14 protein-coding genes are annotated in these 14,801 nt (G+C 52.4%); 7 read left to right on the forward strand and 7 right to left on the reverse strand.

Going from position 1 to position 14,801, the window contains the following annotated elements:
* Positions 1-31: 31 nt before the first annotated feature.
* The 4 genes from L3K52_13945 to L3K52_13960 all read left to right on the forward strand — a co-directional run bounded on the left by L3K52_13945 (position 32) and on the right by L3K52_13960 (position 3,159).
* Positions 32-448 carry a periplasmic heavy metal sensor gene (locus tag L3K52_13945; protein ID UOG91291.1) on the forward strand — a complete coding sequence of 139 codons (417 nt, stop codon included), beginning with the start codon at positions 32-34 and terminating at the stop codon, positions 446-448.
* A gap of 38 nt (positions 449-486) precedes the next feature.
* Entirely contained in the window at positions 487-843 is a 357-nt protein-coding gene (locus tag L3K52_13950; GenBank protein UOG91292.1) for a hypothetical protein, read from the forward strand.
* Between the two features lie 263 nt (positions 844-1,106).
* A complete protein-coding gene (locus tag L3K52_13955; protein ID UOG91293.1) occupies positions 1,107-1,796 on the forward strand; it encodes an OmpA family protein in 690 nt (229 codons plus the stop codon).
* 28 nt (positions 1,797-1,824) lie between these two features.
* Positions 1,825-3,159: an IS4 family transposase gene (locus L3K52_13960; protein UOG91294.1), complete on the forward strand. Its 1,335-nt coding sequence runs from the start codon at positions 1,825-1,827 to the stop codon at positions 3,157-3,159.
* On the opposite strand, the gene L3K52_13965 is transcribed toward L3K52_13960, so the two are convergent.
* Positions 3,137-4,342 carry a YihY/virulence factor BrkB family protein gene (locus L3K52_13965; GenBank protein UOG91295.1) on the reverse strand — a complete coding sequence of 402 codons (1,206 nt, stop codon included), beginning with the start codon at positions 4,340-4,342 and terminating at the stop codon, positions 3,137-3,139. The two genes, L3K52_13960 and L3K52_13965, sit on opposite strands and share 23 nt — an antisense overlap.
* 97 nt (positions 4,343-4,439) lie before the next feature.
* On the opposite strand from L3K52_13965, the gene L3K52_13970 reads away from it, so the two are divergent.
* On the forward strand, positions 4,440-5,126 hold the full coding sequence (locus tag L3K52_13970) for an iron-containing redox enzyme family protein (GenBank protein ID UOG91296.1): 687 nt from the start codon (positions 4,440-4,442) through the stop codon (positions 5,124-5,126).
* Between the two features lie 48 nt (positions 5,127-5,174).
* Here L3K52_13970 and L3K52_13975 read toward each other — a convergent pair whose 3' ends face one another.
* The 3 genes from L3K52_13975 to bioA form a co-directional block, all read right to left on the reverse strand.
* Positions 5,175-5,915 carry a hypothetical protein gene (locus L3K52_13975; GenBank protein ID UOG91297.1) on the reverse strand — a complete coding sequence of 247 codons (741 nt, stop codon included), beginning with the start codon at positions 5,913-5,915 and terminating at the stop codon, positions 5,175-5,177.
* A 208-nt stretch (positions 5,916-6,123) separates the two neighbouring features.
* On the reverse strand, positions 6,124-7,377 hold the full coding sequence (locus tag L3K52_13980) for a DUF1566 domain-containing protein (protein UOG91298.1): 1,254 nt from the start codon (positions 7,375-7,377) through the stop codon (positions 6,124-6,126).
* Between the two features lie 158 nt (positions 7,378-7,535).
* Positions 7,536-8,837: an adenosylmethionine--8-amino-7-oxononanoate transaminase gene (gene bioA / locus L3K52_13985; GenBank protein UOG91299.1), complete on the reverse strand. Its 1,302-nt coding sequence runs from the start codon at positions 8,835-8,837 to the stop codon at positions 7,536-7,538.
* Positions 8,838-8,978: 141 nt separating this feature from the next.
* Here bioA and L3K52_13990 point away from each other — a divergent pair, with 141 nt between their 5' ends.
* Positions 8,979-9,596, forward strand: a complete 618-nt coding sequence (locus tag L3K52_13990) for a lytic transglycosylase domain-containing protein (protein UOG91300.1) — start codon at positions 8,979-8,981, stop codon at positions 9,594-9,596.
* Here the strand turns inward: L3K52_13990 and L3K52_13995 are convergent.
* Positions 9,593-10,198, reverse strand: a complete 606-nt coding sequence (locus L3K52_13995) for a 2OG-Fe(II) oxygenase (protein ID UOG91301.1) — start codon at positions 10,196-10,198, stop codon at positions 9,593-9,595. The two genes, L3K52_13990 and L3K52_13995, sit on opposite strands and share 4 nt — an antisense overlap.
* Positions 10,195-11,409, reverse strand: coding sequence for a 2-octaprenyl-6-methoxyphenyl hydroxylase (gene ubiH / locus L3K52_14000; protein ID UOG91302.1), 1,215 nt, complete (start codon positions 11,407-11,409; stop codon positions 10,195-10,197). Before ubiH ends, L3K52_13995 begins: the two co-directional genes overlap by 4 nt.
* 193 nt (positions 11,410-11,602) lie before the next feature.
* On the opposite strand from ubiH, the gene L3K52_14005 reads away from it, so the two are divergent.
* The gene (locus L3K52_14005; protein UOG91303.1) at positions 11,603-13,444 is read left to right on the forward strand and encodes a hypothetical protein; all 1,842 of its coding nucleotides are present in this window, start codon (positions 11,603-11,605) and stop codon (positions 13,442-13,444) included.
* Here L3K52_14005 and pepP read toward each other — a convergent pair.
* The gene (gene pepP, locus L3K52_14010; protein UOG91304.1) at positions 13,441-14,793 is read right to left on the reverse strand and encodes a Xaa-Pro aminopeptidase; all 1,353 of its coding nucleotides are present in this window, start codon (positions 14,791-14,793) and stop codon (positions 13,441-13,443) included. The two genes, L3K52_14005 and pepP, sit on opposite strands and share 4 nt — an antisense overlap.
* Positions 14,794-14,801: the final 8 nt, after the last annotated feature.

The raw sequence follows: 14,801 nt of genomic DNA on the forward strand, positions 1-14,801 counted from the left end.
CATCAACCAAGTCACACAAAAGGGACATAACATGAAAAAAGTATTAATGGCAGCAGCATTGATTGGCGCACTGGGCGTTTCCGTGGCATTTGCGGATCACGGTTTCGGCGGCGGTAAAGGCGCTTGTGGTGGCAAAGGCGGGCATGGCGGCTTCGGCGGGCGCGGCGCGATGATGGGCGAAATGCTCACTGAAAAGCTGAAGTTGGATGACGCTCAAAAAGCCCAGTTTGATACCATCAAGCAAGAGCAACGTGCCAAAATGGAAGCCCTGCGCACCCAAATGCAAGCGCAAATGCAGGCACTGCAAACCGAAAACGAAACCAAGATAGCGGCAATTCTGACCCCAGAACAGGCAACAACGTTCAAGCAAATGCAAGAGGAACGTCAAAAACGCCAACAAGAGCGCTTGGAAGCGGTCAAAAAGCGTCTTGAAAGCAACACTTTCTAAATAACTCAATACCATTAACAAAATAGGAAACACTACTCATGAAAAAAGCATTAATCATCACGTCTTTGGCTGCCTTGTTAGGCACGTCTGTTGCGATGGCTGACTACGGTTTTGGCGGCGGCAAAGGCATGGATCGCATGAAAACATTCCTCGGTCTGAGCGACACCCAAGCGGCGCAAGTGGATAGCATTATGCAAGAGCAGCAAGCCAGAATGCAGGCATTGCGCGATGAAACCAACCAGCGCATTCAGGCACTGTTGACACCGGAACAAGCGGCTAAATTCCAAGAAATGGAACAGCAACGCGGCGAACGCAAAGGCAATCGCATGGGCGGTTTTCAAGGCAATGCACCAGCACCAGCCGCACCTGCTGCGGGTAATTGGGGCGGTTTTTAAGTTGGTTTGATTTTTTCGCTGGTCTTAATTTGAGTCATATTTCACCTCGCTTCGGGCAGTCTATGGACTGCCCATTTTTTTGTTATCGAAAAAATTTATTTATTTTAATGATTTATAAAATAAATTCAATAAAGCTAATTCACTAAAAATTTCTTTAATAAGTGTCTGTTGCTGATTAAATTGCGTTAAAAAATCTGTCTATCTGAAAAAGTTGACTAGAATTAGCGTAACACATTTCAGAACAGTCAACAGGGAAGGTGAATATGTTGGACAGTACCGCAGATAATGATGACCTGACACCGCTGCAAGAATACGTGATTGCCGGTGTGGTTATCCTATTGTTTGGCTTGCTTTATTGGTTTTTGAATCATGGCGACAGTGATGAAGCGGCTTTGATGGCGGCTAATACTTCAACGCCGCAAGTGGTCATGCTGGCAGCACCACAAACACCTGTGGCAACAGCAACAGCGGAAGTTAATGACGCAAACGTAGCGCCGGATGCCAAAAAAACTGACGGTGGTAGCGCAACGCTAAGCGCTAAAACCGCGCCAGCACCGCTTCAAAACACACCAGTCTCCGTGCCTGATATATCGGCAACGCCTGCTGTTACCACACCCACAGCAGCCACATTAGAAGCAGGGCCGGTTGGTTCCGCGAGTGCCAATGCAGGGCTGGCGTTTCGCGATGCCATTATTCAGCGAGAACTTAATAAGCCGATTATTTTTGACGAAATTAAATTTGATTCGGGTTCGAGCAAACCGAATAACCAATCCAGCACGCAGATTCAGCAAGTGGTGGCATTGTTGCATGCGAACCCCGACATCAAATTATTAATTCGCGGACATACTGACGAGGTTGGCACTGCTAAAAATAATACCGAGTTATCGTTGATTCGCGCTAATGAAGTCGGCGTTGCGTTGGTTCAAGCCATCTCCTTATACACAAGTCCCTAAGCTGATGTAGGATAAGCAATTTTCACCCATGAACTGGTCATCTACCGAACTCACCGATCTTGATTTGGGAGACAAGCGTCTCGAAACACGCGCTGCCCATATCCTCAACGCCATGCTAAAAGCCCCCCAATCGAGCATCCCGAAAGCTTGTCAAAGTTGGTCAAGCACCTTGGCGACGTACCGTTTCTTCTGGAATGAAGCGGTGAGCCATGATGCTTTGATGGCATCCCACTTTGAAGCGACCGAGTGTCGAATCCGTCAGCAAGATTCGCGGATTATCCTGTGTATTCAAGACACCACCGAACTGGATTTCAATGGGCAGGAAACCGAGGGTTTGGGGCGTTTATCCTACGATAAGCAACGCGGGATGTACCTGCATCCGACCTTGTGTATCACCCCAGACCGTCTGCCATTGGGGATCACCGATACGTGGATGTGGTCACGGGGCTTGAGCAAAGCGGCGGATCTTGCCAACCCCGGCATCAAAGAAAGCCGTCGCTGGATTGAAGGGTATGAACGGGTAGCCGAACTGGCGGCACGCTGCCCTGAACACCGCCTCATCTATACGGGCGACCGTGAAAGCGACTTTTATGACTTACTCAAACGGGCGCAAGCCTTGGATTACCCGGCTGACCTGCTGATACGGGCGCAACATAACCGCGCCTTGGGGGATGACCTCAAACTGTGGGATGCCATTGATCAACAACAGGCGTTGACTCGTATCACCTTTACCAAACCGCGCAAGCAGGGTGAAAAGCCTCGCAAAGTGGTACAAGAAATCAAGGTGTTACGTTATACCCTGCGTCCCAAAAGTAAGCATCCAATGCTATTGACCTTGGTTCAAGCCAAAGAAATCAACCCACCCGCCGGAAAATCGTCCCTCATTTGGCGTTTAGTCACCAACCGTTGTGTAGAGACCGCCGATGCCGCCTGTGAACTCATCGACTGGTATCGGGCGCGTTGGGAAATCGAGATGTTTTTTGATGTCCTGAAAGTCGGCTGTCGCGTCGAAAAACTGCAACTGGACACTAAAGAGCGCATCGAAAAAGCCCTCGCGCTCTACATCATGGTGGCCTGGCGGATTATGTTTCTGATGCGGTTGGGGCGTACCTGCCCAGAACTTCCGGCTGATCTGGTGTTTGACCCGCTGGAATGGAAAGTATCTTTCCGGCTCGGCAAAAAAGCACTACCCGATGGCATACCCACCCTCAATCAAGTGATCCGCAATCTGGCAGAACTGGGGGGCTTTTTGGGCAGAAAATGCGATGGCGAACCGGGGGCTAAAAGTATCTGGCTTGGCTACTCAAGGGTGCTGGACTGTATTTATGGGATTCAGATGGCTAGTGAGTTGGGGGAGGACTGATTTGTGTATAAAGAGATGCACTAAACCCTGTCTGCTGCTGAATTTGGGCGGCTTGCCGTTGTTGCTGCTTGCTCCCTTGCCAAAAATAGCGGCGAATATCCGCCACCGTGAGCGTTTCCGGGCTGATGCGTAACAAATAATGCGTCGGGTCATCGTCATCGCGGCTGAGAATGCCGTAATTGACCAAATCGTCCAACGATTCTTCCAACAGCAAACGGGATACCGGAATCGCATGGCTCAGCGCATCCAATGACGGCGGTGCTTGCTTGCTGATGAAGCGTTGCCCGACTTCGCGCAATACCGCTGCGGCCAATAATTCGCGGGTTTGCGCACTGGTTTCAGTGGGTTGCTGGGGCAAATACACCGCATCCGGGTGCTGAAAATAATACGCCAATCGTGCCCCAGTCAGCACAATAATCCAGCCCACATATAACCATAACATGAATAAAAACAAGCTGGCAAAAATCGAATAAATCGCGGTTTGCTGCCCCGAACTCACCACAAACGCCGCAAACAACCACCCTGCCACTTGCCACACGATGCCAGCAATTAATGCGCCGCCAAATGCTGCCAAGGGCTTGACCCGCGTATTCGGCATAAACAGGTAAATAAAAGTAAACGCCAATACAATCAGCAAAGTGGGACTCAATTGCACCAATACCGCCAAGCCCGTTTCCAACACCGCCGACGAATGCAACCACGCGGAATTCGCCAACGCCGTCCATAGCCCTAACGCCGAAAAGATCAATACCGGCCCCACCAGCACCACACTCAGGTAATCCCGAAATTGCAGCAATATCGAGCGTTGACGTTTCACCCGCCACACGTGATTAAACGCCTCTTCCACCTTTTGCATCAGCGACACCACGGTGTAGAACAAAATAGCCAAGCCCGCGACACCCAACACCCCCACCTGCAAATTATCGACGAAACCCAATACCTGACGGGTTAATTCCTCTGCTTTATCCCCCATTGGCTCTAACAGCGCCAACAACAACGGCTCCATCTGATTGTGCACCCCGAAACCTTTGAGCACTGAAAAACTCAGCGCCAACAACGGCACTAAGGACAGCAAGGTGGTGTAGACCAAGCCCATCGCCCGCAGCGTAATGCTCCCCTGATGCATATCATGAAACAGGGCGATAGCGAGTGCGCGGGTAAAAATCAGCAATTTCTTGATCATTCCGGTGGTATATCAGTAGAAACTTATGGAAAATTCGGCTTTGCCGCACACTGCTGCTACAGTTACGCAACTCCCCCATTTTAGAAGGCACTCGCACATGAACGCACCTGTTTTCCTGCAAGAACTCAAAGAACGGGTCAATAACCACCCGTTCCTGCGCCATCCGTTCCTGCAACAGTTTTCGACACAAGCGCTGACGTTTCAACAAGCCCGCACCTTCGCGCTGTTGTATTACCCGCATATTTTACGCACCCGCCTGTATCAGGCAAATGCGCTGGGTGTGACCCCCGATGAGCGCATTCAAGCAGTGCTGGCGGATATTTTGTACGATGAATACGGCAATGGCGACCCGTCAAAATCACACATGGAAGTTTACCGCAAGCTGCTACGCGCAGTGGATTGCAGCCCAGAAGAGATTGCCAACCCGCCGATCACGCCCGAACAGCAAGGTTACATTGACACCATGATGCGCCTTACCCAAGGCACTGACTGGCTGGCCGCCGTCGGGGTGGCAGGCATTGCCGGTGAATGGCCGATTCCACCGTATTATCGCCTGTTGTTGACGGGTTTGCGTACCGTACCGGGTTTGGATGACGATGCGCTTGAATTGTTCGTCGGGCATATTGGGCTGGATATTGAACATTCACGCATGATTGAAGAAGCCATTATGCCGCATTTGGAAACCCGCGAAGGGCAAGATTCTTTATGGCGCGGCATTAATCTCAACCTGAATGCGCGGATCGTGCAATTAAATGGGTTACAACGCGAAGTGTTTGCTAAATAATACCGCTACAGCCGTTAATACCGTAGCGGTCTGTAGCCTATTAATCGGTTATTGCGGTGACGTGAAAGGGACGGCGGGTACCGTCAACGCCTCGCTGCTAATAACGTCGCTATTGCTTGACTCAGGCACTTGAGTGTTGCGTACTGCTTGATTGGCTTCAGCGGCGATATTCCCCGGCATACACAAGCGGATATAACCTTGCAACGCATTAAAAGCACTAATGCGATTGGTGTATTGGTTGAAATCCAAATCTTTAACGTATTGCTGTTGCGCGGTGTGCACAACACTGCGCACGGCAGAAGCTTCTAACCCCGCCAACGGATCTTGATTCAAGGTATTAAAACCAACACTGGTAGCGCCAAAGGCGGCGGCTGTCAGTGCTAAATCGCGAGCACTGGCATCCGTAATGCCCATGACCCCGTTAGTGAACGTACCAACCTGACCCAGCAAATTGCTATCACGCTGCCGACCTTGCTTCGCCCAATCCACTGCTTCTAAATAGTTTTCGCATTTCTGATTGGAATACTGCACGCCAGCCATAATGACTTGACCCCATTCATCGGTTGTTGCTGGTTGTCCGGGGAGACCCGCTAAACTCAATAGGGCTTGATACACGGCTTCTTGATTAGCGGCATAATCCGCAATGTCACCGGCACTGAGTGCGGTACTTGTGGTATTATTATTCAAATTGCGCATATTATCCAAAGAAGAGCAACCTGCTAACGCTGACAGGCTGACCAGCAGTAAACCAGTCATGCGCGTTATTGATTGGCACTGTTTATTATCCATAAACCTAATATCCTTATTAATCAGTAATGAAATTAACCTCGCGCATTATTTATAGCACAGTCTTTCGTATTACTTTAAATAGATTGAATAAGCTGGTAGTGGATTTGATTTATCAGCCTGATAGATTTTTCTCACGAAATAGTGTTGGAGTCTGGATTAAACCATTAACTCCAACACATTTTTCATCAAAATTATTATTAGTTAATTATTAATAGCTAACCGCCAATACCCGGCACTGAAAATCGTAATCTGACATGTTCACTTTTAAAGCATCCAGCAACTCAGTCCCTTCAGGGATCTGCATACCAAAATGAATGCCTTGATAATGACCGGGGTTTGATTTCGCAATGCAGTAAGGTAAATCGGTATTGAAGTTCGGGAAAGCCGCTAAATTAATATGCGGTGGTTCAGAATGCGGTTCACCTACGCCACTCATTTGAACGTCGGTCGGTAAATGCCAATCAGTTTTACCGCAAACGCCATAAGTATTTAAGGCTTCAATGTATGAAATTGGATTGCACGCATAAATACCCGTACAAGGATACTCAGTCCCGACGGGCATCAAACCAGATGAGCCATTGTATTGATAGCGCCAGTCTTTATCACGCAAACCGCCATCATTGGTTTTGACTTCCCAGATCAAGCCAGTTTTGGTGTCCAGAATACAGCTCCACACATCGGCGTCGGCTGGTAATTCACTGCCATCAACGTCCAACTTAACAAATGAAGAAGGAAAGCCGGTGGTGCCTGTTCCTGTTGTGCCTGTTCCTGTTGTGCCTGTTCCTGTTGTGCCTGTTCCTGTTGTGCCTGTTCCTGTTGTGCCTGTTCCTGTTGTGCCTGTTCCTGTTGTGCCTGTTCCTGTTGTGCCTGTTCCTGTGGTACCTGTTCCGGTGGTGCCTGTTCCGGTGGTGCCTGTTCCTGTCGTGCCTGTTCCTGTCGTGCCTGTTCCTGTCGTGCCTGTTCCTGTGGTACCTGTTCCGGTGGTGCCTGTTCCGGTGTTGCCTGTTCCGGTGGTGCCTGTTCCGGTGGTGCCTGTTCCGGTGGTGCCTGTTCCGGTGGTGCCTGTTCCGGTGGTGCCTGTTCCGGTGGTGCCTGTTCCGGTGGTACCTGTTCCGGTGGTGCCTGTTCCGGTGGTGCCTGTTCCGGTGGTGCCTGTTCCGGTGGTGCCTGTTCCGGTGGTACCTGTTCCGGTGGTGCCTGTTCCGGTGGTGCCTGTTCCGGTGGTGCCTGTTCCGGTGGTGCCTGTTCCGGTGGTGCCTGTTCCGGTGGTGCCTGTTCCGGTGGTGCCTGTTCCGGTGGTGCCTGTTGTTGTGCCGGTACCGTCGCTCGCTTCAGAACCACCATTGTTACCGCTGCAAGCGCCTAATATGGTTGATAACAATACACACGATACGGCAATACTCATTCTCTTAACGATGAGTCCATCATTATTGAATTGGCTATAGATAGAAATAATTGACATAAACAATCTCCCGTCGCTTTATCGAGTTAATATTAATATTCAAAAATATTATAAACGCAATCTTATTTAGAAATACAGCGGCAAGTCATGAATACATCATCCAATTTAATTATGAATAATGTTAAAAACTAATTAAAAACAATATTAATATATAAATTTTATAGCAAGTTTAAACCTTCCAAAATAATACCATACGCCTGTTTCAGCTCCGCTTCGGTTACACAATACGGTGGCAACACATACACCACATTCCCCAGCGGGCGCAATAATAAGCCGCGCTCATGGAAAAACGCTTTGAGTTGCGTCCCAATCGCCGAGGTATAACCCGCATCCTCTGTCACCACGTCGAACGCTGCAATCGTTCCCATCACCCGCACGCGTTGCACCAACGGATGCCCTGCCAAGGTTGCCAGCCCTTGCCGTTGCCAGCATTCGATTTGCGGCAATTTTGCCAGCGTCTGTTCATCGGCAAACACTTGTAAGGATGCCAACGCTGCCGCACAACCCAAGGGATTCGCGGTGAAAGAATGCCCATGCACCAACGCTCGATCAAAGCTTTCCCCCAAAAATGCCGCGTAAATGGCTTCGCTGGCTACTGTCACCGACATGGGCAAAAACCCGGCTGTCAGCCCTTTCGACAGGCAAATAATATCCGGTGTCACTTGTGCTTTGAGGGAGGCGAACAGCGCACCCGTGCGCCCAAAACCCGTCATTACTTCGTCAAAAATCAGTAAGATACCGGCTTTACGCAAACGGGTAGCTACGGCTTGCAAAAATTCGGGGCGGCACATGCGCATCCCAGCGGAACCTTGCACCAACGGCTCCATGATAACGGCTGCGAGGGTATCGCCCTGGTCAGCAAGGTAGGTGTCGAGTTGTGTTAAAGCGGCTTGCTCTTTGGCGACTACCGCCGCATCGCCATCCCACGTTGCGGGAAAAGGCAACAAACCGACTTCAAACAACAGGCTGCCGTAAGTGTCAAAAAATCCGCAACCTTTACCCGCCGACATCGCCCCCACCGTGTCGCCATGATAGCCGCCTTCAAAGGCGAGAAAACGGGTACGCTGGGTTTCACCGTGATTGCGCCAGTATTGCAGCGCCATTTTCAACGCCACCTCCACCGCTGTGGAGCCGTCATCGCTGAAAAACACGCGAGTAAGGCCAACCGGCAAGCGTTGCACCAGTTCGTATGCCAATTGCGCGGCGGGTTGGTGCGTGAATCCGGCGAAAATCACCTGTTCCAGCGTGTGCGCTTGGCGGGCAATCGCGGCGGCAATCGTGGGGTGAGCGTGTCCGTGAATATTCACCCACCAAGAGGAAATCAGGTCGAGGAATTCGCGCCCGTCTTCGGCGTAAAGACGAATACCCTGCGCGGACGCAATCGGAATGGGGTCAGGCGCGGTTTGGGCTTGCGTGAAAGGATGCCAGACGTGGCGGCGGTCGAGGTCAAGGATATTCATACAAATTTACCGTGCTTTTTGTTCCTATTAAGGTGAGCATACTGTACTCGACTATTCAGAACCCACACAAACCCTGTTCCCCACCACCATTCTAGGCTATGATCTTCGGCGTGTCTTTTCAGTAGTGTGTACAATTTGTCTATGAAACTAGAACAGTTCTTCGCGCACCTCGTTGTGTGCATAATATTGCTGGGCGTGTCGACCAGTAGCCTTGCGGGATCATGTGACCAACAGCATGTGAACGTGTTACGTCAGAAAGCCCAAATTTACGACGAAGCCATTACCAACTCCGCAATGCGCTACCGCATCAACCCTGCCCTGATCACTGCGGTAATCACCGCCGAAAGTTGCTTCCGCAATGATGCACAATCTCACAAAGGCGCAGGCGGTTTAATGCAACTGATCCCCGCTACCGCGAAACGCTTTGGAGTGAACGACCGCTTTAACCCGGCAGAAAACATTGACGGTGGCACGCGCTATTTGCGTTGGTTATTAAACCGTTACAACGGCAGCATCCCGCACGCGATTGCCGCCTATAACGCCGGGGAAGGCCGAGTCGACCGCTACGGCGCGAACGTCCCCATCGCTGAAACCGCTGTATACACTCGCCGGGTACTCAACGCCTACGGCAAATTAGCCAGTAACGGTAAACGCCCCCAAGCTCGCGTCGTGCAACCACAGGTTATTAGAGCCAGCTATATCGTCAAACCACAACCCAAGCCAGAACAACGCTTCAAATGGGATGAATTCAGCGATTAAACAACGTCCCCACGACGACGCAGCCACCCCGTCAAGCTAAAGCGCTCCCGCGTCGCCGGGAGCACTTCGTGCCAAAACACATCACTGCGGAATAACACCAACTGTCCAGCATGGGGAAATATATCCACGTATTCCTCCCTAGCGTCACCACGGGTATACAAGCGCAATTGCCCGCCATCCGCTTCCGCCCATGCCTCGTTCAAATACAACACCGCGCTAATAATCCGTGCTGACGTACCCCGAAAATTATCCAGATGTTGCTGATAACACGCGCCCGGCGGATACACTGCCAAATGCGCTTCAAATTCCGCCAAACCCAAATACAACGCCTGATTCAAATTCACCCGCAAGCTTTCGATGAAACCTTGATAATCCGCCAATGCGCCCGTCTCAGCCTGCTCCAACCACAACACCTCATCCCCGCGAATCGCCTCATTCACCTTCAAGCCTTGCCCACGTCCAATCCCCGCCGCGTGAAACGCACCCGCTGCCCGATTCGCCTGCGCTTGCTCACGCAATTCACGGCACTGCGCCACTGACAGCAAATCTGGCAATACCACCCAGCCGCGTTCAACCAAGCCATCCACTACCGCATCCATCATACCCGCAACCCTAAACCCCGCGACAACCGCGCTTGCTGATGATTCAAGCCCATGCTTTGACGCGTAATCCACTGCCGCAACGCCGGTATCCGATCCACCGCCAACAAGCCCCCGGCACGCGCATGACCCAACGGTGCAAAATCGTTAGAAAACACCCGCACCAGCGTATCGGTATAGCGCACGACCGCCGCGTAATCCGGCTGCCGCCGCTGCTCATACGCACTCAGCAACACCGCATTGCCGGGGTCTGCACCCGTTTGCGCCGCCGCCGCCAGCAAATCTGCCAAGGTTGCCACATCGCGCAACCCAAGATTCAAGCCCTGCCCCGCCACCGGATGCAGCGCGTGGGAGGCATTGCCAATCAACACCGCTCGCCCCGCCACTTCACACACCGATTTCTGCAACACCAACGGGTAAGCAGAGCGCTGCCCTACCCTGACAAATTCGCCTTGCCGATAGCCAAATTCCGCCTGGAGTTTGCGCAAGAATGCTGCGTCATCCAATGCCATCGTAGCCGCAACATCCTTTTCATCGTGCGTCCACACCAGCGAATAGCGCCCTTGCGTCAAGGGCAACAATGCCAGAGGGCCATGCGGGGTAAAGCGTTCGTAAGCGGTGTGGCGATGCGGTTCTGCCGTGGTGACATTCGCAATGACCGCCGTCTGCTGGTATTCACGCCGCGTCACCGCAATGCCCAGCATCTCGCGCACGTTAGAATTCACCCCATCCGACACCACCAGCAAACGGGTTTTTAACGTATCTACCACACCATCGCGCTCGATACGCACCGTCACGCCATCCGCATCCTGTTCCACCGCAAACACGCTGGCGGGAACGTATTGCGCAATGTCACCCGCCGCCAATTCGTCATACAGCAAGCGCCCCAATACCCGACTTTCCACCACATAACCCAAGGCAGGCACACGCGCTTGCACCGCTGACAAACGGGTTGCGCCAAAATGCCCGCGATCCGAAATATGGATGTGCTGAATCGCCTCCACCCCCGAATGCAGCTTGTGCCACAAGCCCATCCCCTGATACAAGCGGCTCGAACCATACGCCAACGCAATCGAACGGTCGTCGTAACTCGGCTGTTCTGCCGCCCCGAAAGGGAATGCTTCGATCAACCCCACCTGCAACTTCAAGGGCTGAAGTGCCACGGCTAAACTTGCCCCTACCATCCCACCGCCGACAATCAAAATATCCAACATAACGCTGCTCACTGGCTGAAATCGTACTGCAATCCTTGAACAAAGCAGATACGCTGTCAAGAAATGCCAACTTACTGAAAACCGCCTATACTCTAAGCAAAGGGGCAACACGATAAGCCTGCTTATTCCAGCAGAGGGGCTGCGAAATAATACCTTTCACGTCATCCATTTAATGAGCGAGAAGGAGTACATCATGACCACCAAACCCATGGGGATGCTATTGCAAGACCCATCCGCACCTGACTTGTATCAAGACTACGAATTCCCCCTAGAAACCGATTTTCTGGCGGGGATGAGTTCCGGCAAACTAAGCCTACAAGACACCGACGAATACGGTTCACGGCTCTACCAAGGGCTGGATTGGGCGACCGCCGACCTGTCCTTTGCCACCCTGAACAAAAAGGGTGATTTCATCGACAACCCGCAATTTCACCAAGTCAATACCTTTGCAGTGACAGCCTACTCGCTCAATCTGGTGGAAAATGCCATTGGGCGCGAAATGAAATGGAAACACGATGCCCAGCTCATTCTGCGCCCACACGCCTTCGACGGCCCTAACGCTTATTACGACCCGATGTCGCCGTCGCTCAACTTTGGCTCTTTCACCTCGCCATTCCGCCGAGCGCCCATCTGGACGTGTTTATCCCACGACATTGTGTCGCATGAACTCGGTCATGCCATCCTCGATTCGTTCCGCCCGCAGTACGTCTACTCGGAAGAAGTCGACACTGGCGCTATTCATGAATCCGTCGGCGACATGATGTCGATGTTCACCGCCCTCAGCCACAAACCCGTGGTCGAACATTTGTACCGCGAATCCGGCGGCGACATGATGAACCCGAACCTAGCCAGCGGGTTGGCAGAAGAATTCGGTATCGGCTTGTGGGGCGTTAGCTTCCCGTTCCTACGCTCCGCGTTGAGTGGCCCAAACTACGACCAAGCTTCTTCTCAAGTTCATGCCCGCTCCACGGTCTGGACTGCCGCCATTTACGAGATTCTCGCCACCTTGGTTGCCGAGGCCATCAGCCCCGCCGTCAAAGCCACCTTGGAAAATGCCCCCAGCAGCGGCAAACCATCAGCGCCAATGAATCCCGTACAGCAAATGACCATTCAGCAACACGACCCCGTGTTTGAGGATTACTATGCTGAACCGGAAAATCATGACAACTTTGCAGCATTCTTCGACGCTATCGTCTCCGCCAGTACCCGCGTCAAAGGCATGATGTTGCGGGCGCTGCAAGACATTCCGCCCACTGGCGTAACAATGCTCACCTTGGCGCGGGTATTCTATAACGCTGACGAACGGCTGTTCCCCGCCGACCCACACCCGCGTGAGCTGGCTAAAACCGTATTCCAACGCCGCATGTTATGGATCGAAGAACTTGACCTAAGCGCTCCCGGCATTGGCTCCCACTTTGAAGAAGCTTTCTACAGCGGCAGTAATGTCGCGTTGCTGAAAACGGTGTATGACAATGCCGAAGCCTTACGCATTCCCATGGGTCAAGGCGCACGCATTCTCAATGCACGCATCAGCACCGTTACCCGCACGATTGATGCAGGCAGCGAACAGCGAGGCGGTAGCACCAAAACGGTCACGGAACGCTACCTGTATTTCACCTACGAAACAGTGGTAGAAATCTGCCCCGAATGGGGTCAATTCATGAACATCACCAAAGGCGGCACGTTGGTCATTGATGAAAACTGGCATGACCTGCAACTCACCACCGACCCCGACACCTACCTCCCGGTTGAAGGTGGCGAAAATGGCGAAGGCGCTGGTGAACCCGTTGGGGCGCGGATGTTACGCATGGCGAAGGAACGCTTCACCCGCATCCACCACCGCTCACTGCGGGCATTTCGCGACGGGTTAGTCGATGCGCACGGTCATCTACCGAGCGGGGAACATGCCCTGCCGTTCAAAATCGCCAAACAATCCAGCGGTGCAACGCGCCCCGTTCGCCACCGCTGCAACCTGAAAGAGCATTTGTTGGGAATAGCAGGTAAACACGCAAGCTTCCCGTTTGATGTGGATTAACGCTGCATCAATGCTTCAATCGCGTCAATATCTTTGACAACCGCCGCCGACAGCACCTCGTTGCCGTCGGCGGTGATTAGCACATCATCCTCAATCCGAATCCCGATATTCCACCATTGCGGATCGACATTATCGGCGGGGGAAATGTACAGCCCCGGCTCCACCGTCAACACCATGCCCGGCTGTAAGGTGCGCCATTCCTCGCCGTGCTTGTAATCGCCCACGTCATGGACATCCATCCCCAGCCAATGCCCGGTTTTGTGCATGTAAAACTGGCGGTAAGGCTCTTCGGGGGCGGGTTCTTCGAGATTCGTCACCTCAGGCTTTTTCAACACCTCTTCCAGCGTGCCGCTCAATATGCCCAAATCGAGTAAACCTTGCGCCAACACCTTCACAGCCGCTTGGTGCGGGTCATCCCACGTATTGCCCGGAATCGCGACAGCAATCGCCGCCTGTTGCGCATCCAGCACCAATTGATACAAGGCCCGTTGTGCGGGGCTAAATTTGCCATTCACCGGAAACGTGCGGGTAATATCGCTGGCGTAGCATTCGTGTTCTGCGCCCGCATCAATCAGCAGCAAATCACCGTCATGCAACACCTCACGGTTTTCGATGTAGTGCAAAATACAGGCATTTTTACCGCCGCCCACAATCGAGGTATACGCGGGTTCCATCCCCATGCGCCGGAATTCGTGCAGCAATTCGGCTTCGACTTCGTACTCGTATGTCCCCGGCTGACAGATTTGCATCGCACGGGTATGCGCCCGTGCAGCGATTTGCGCGGCATAACGCATCACCGCCACTTCTGCCGCTGATTTAAACAGGCGCATTTCGTGCAGAATCCGATCCAGCATCACAATGCTGTGCGGCGCACGTATCCCCGCCCGCGCTCTGGCACGCAAGTGATTCACCCAACGAATCAGGTGCAAATCAAACTCAGGGTTTGCGCCCAAATCGTAATGCACTTGATCACGCCCGATCAGCAATTCCGGCATCAGCTTGTTTAAATCACCAATCGGGTGCGCATCATCCGCGCCATGCCAATGTTTTGCGCCTTCCAAACCGGCACGAGTGCCTGACCAGCGTTCCGCTAATTCGTTTTTTTCGCGGCAAAACAACACGTATTCGCCTTGCTCACGCCCCGGCACAAACACCGCCACGGCTTCCGGCTCGTTAAAACCCGTCAAGTAATGAAAATCGCTGTCTTGGCGAAACGGGTATTCCGCATCACGATTACGCAATTTCAAGCCGCCAGACGGCACGACTGCCACCGCATCCTGACCCAATTGCGCCAACAACTGCCGCCGCCGTGCGGCGTACTCTTCCTTCGGAATCATCGGTTTTTGCATGATTGTCT

This window comes from Candidatus Thiothrix sulfatifontis (genome assembly GCA_022828425.1).
GTDB lineage: Bacteria > Pseudomonadota > Gammaproteobacteria > Thiotrichales > Thiotrichaceae > Thiothrix > Thiothrix sulfatifontis.

Excerpts from the sequence above, each read along its gene's own strand:
- L3K52_13945 (UOG91291.1), top strand. The coding sequence starts at position 32 with ATGAAAAAAGTATTAATGGCAGCAGCATTGATTGGCGCACTGGGCGTT.
- L3K52_13950 (UOG91292.1), top strand. The coding sequence starts at position 487 with ATGAAAAAAGCATTAATCATCACGTCTTTGGCTGCCTTGTTAGGCACG.
- L3K52_13955 (UOG91293.1), top strand. The coding sequence starts at position 1,107 with ATGTTGGACAGTACCGCAGATAATGATGACCTGACACCGCTGCAAGAA.
- L3K52_13960 (UOG91294.1), top strand. The coding sequence starts at position 1,825 with ATGAACTGGTCATCTACCGAACTCACCGATCTTGATTTGGGAGACAAG.
- L3K52_13965 (UOG91295.1), bottom strand. The coding sequence starts at position 4,342 with ATGATCAAGAAATTGCTGATTTTTACCCGCGCACTCGCTATCGCCCTG.
- L3K52_13970 (UOG91296.1), top strand. The coding sequence starts at position 4,440 with ATGAACGCACCTGTTTTCCTGCAAGAACTCAAAGAACGGGTCAATAAC.
- L3K52_13975 (UOG91297.1), bottom strand. The coding sequence starts at position 5,915 with ATGGATAATAAACAGTGCCAATCAATAACGCGCATGACTGGTTTACTG.
- L3K52_13980 (UOG91298.1), bottom strand. The coding sequence starts at position 7,377 with ATGTCAATTATTTCTATCTATAGCCAATTCAATAATGATGGACTCATC.
- bioA (UOG91299.1), bottom strand. The coding sequence starts at position 8,837 with ATGAATATCCTTGACCTCGACCGCCGCCACGTCTGGCATCCTTTCACG.
- L3K52_13990 (UOG91300.1), top strand. The coding sequence starts at position 8,979 with ATGAAACTAGAACAGTTCTTCGCGCACCTCGTTGTGTGCATAATATTG.
- L3K52_13995 (UOG91301.1), bottom strand. The coding sequence starts at position 10,198 with ATGATGGATGCGGTAGTGGATGGCTTGGTTGAACGCGGCTGGGTGGTA.
- ubiH (UOG91302.1), bottom strand. The coding sequence starts at position 11,409 with ATGTTGGATATTTTGATTGTCGGCGGTGGGATGGTAGGGGCAAGTTTA.
- L3K52_14005 (UOG91303.1), top strand. The coding sequence starts at position 11,603 with ATGACCACCAAACCCATGGGGATGCTATTGCAAGACCCATCCGCACCT.
- pepP (UOG91304.1), bottom strand. The coding sequence starts at position 14,793 with ATGCAAAAACCGATGATTCCGAAGGAAGAGTACGCCGCACGGCGGCGG.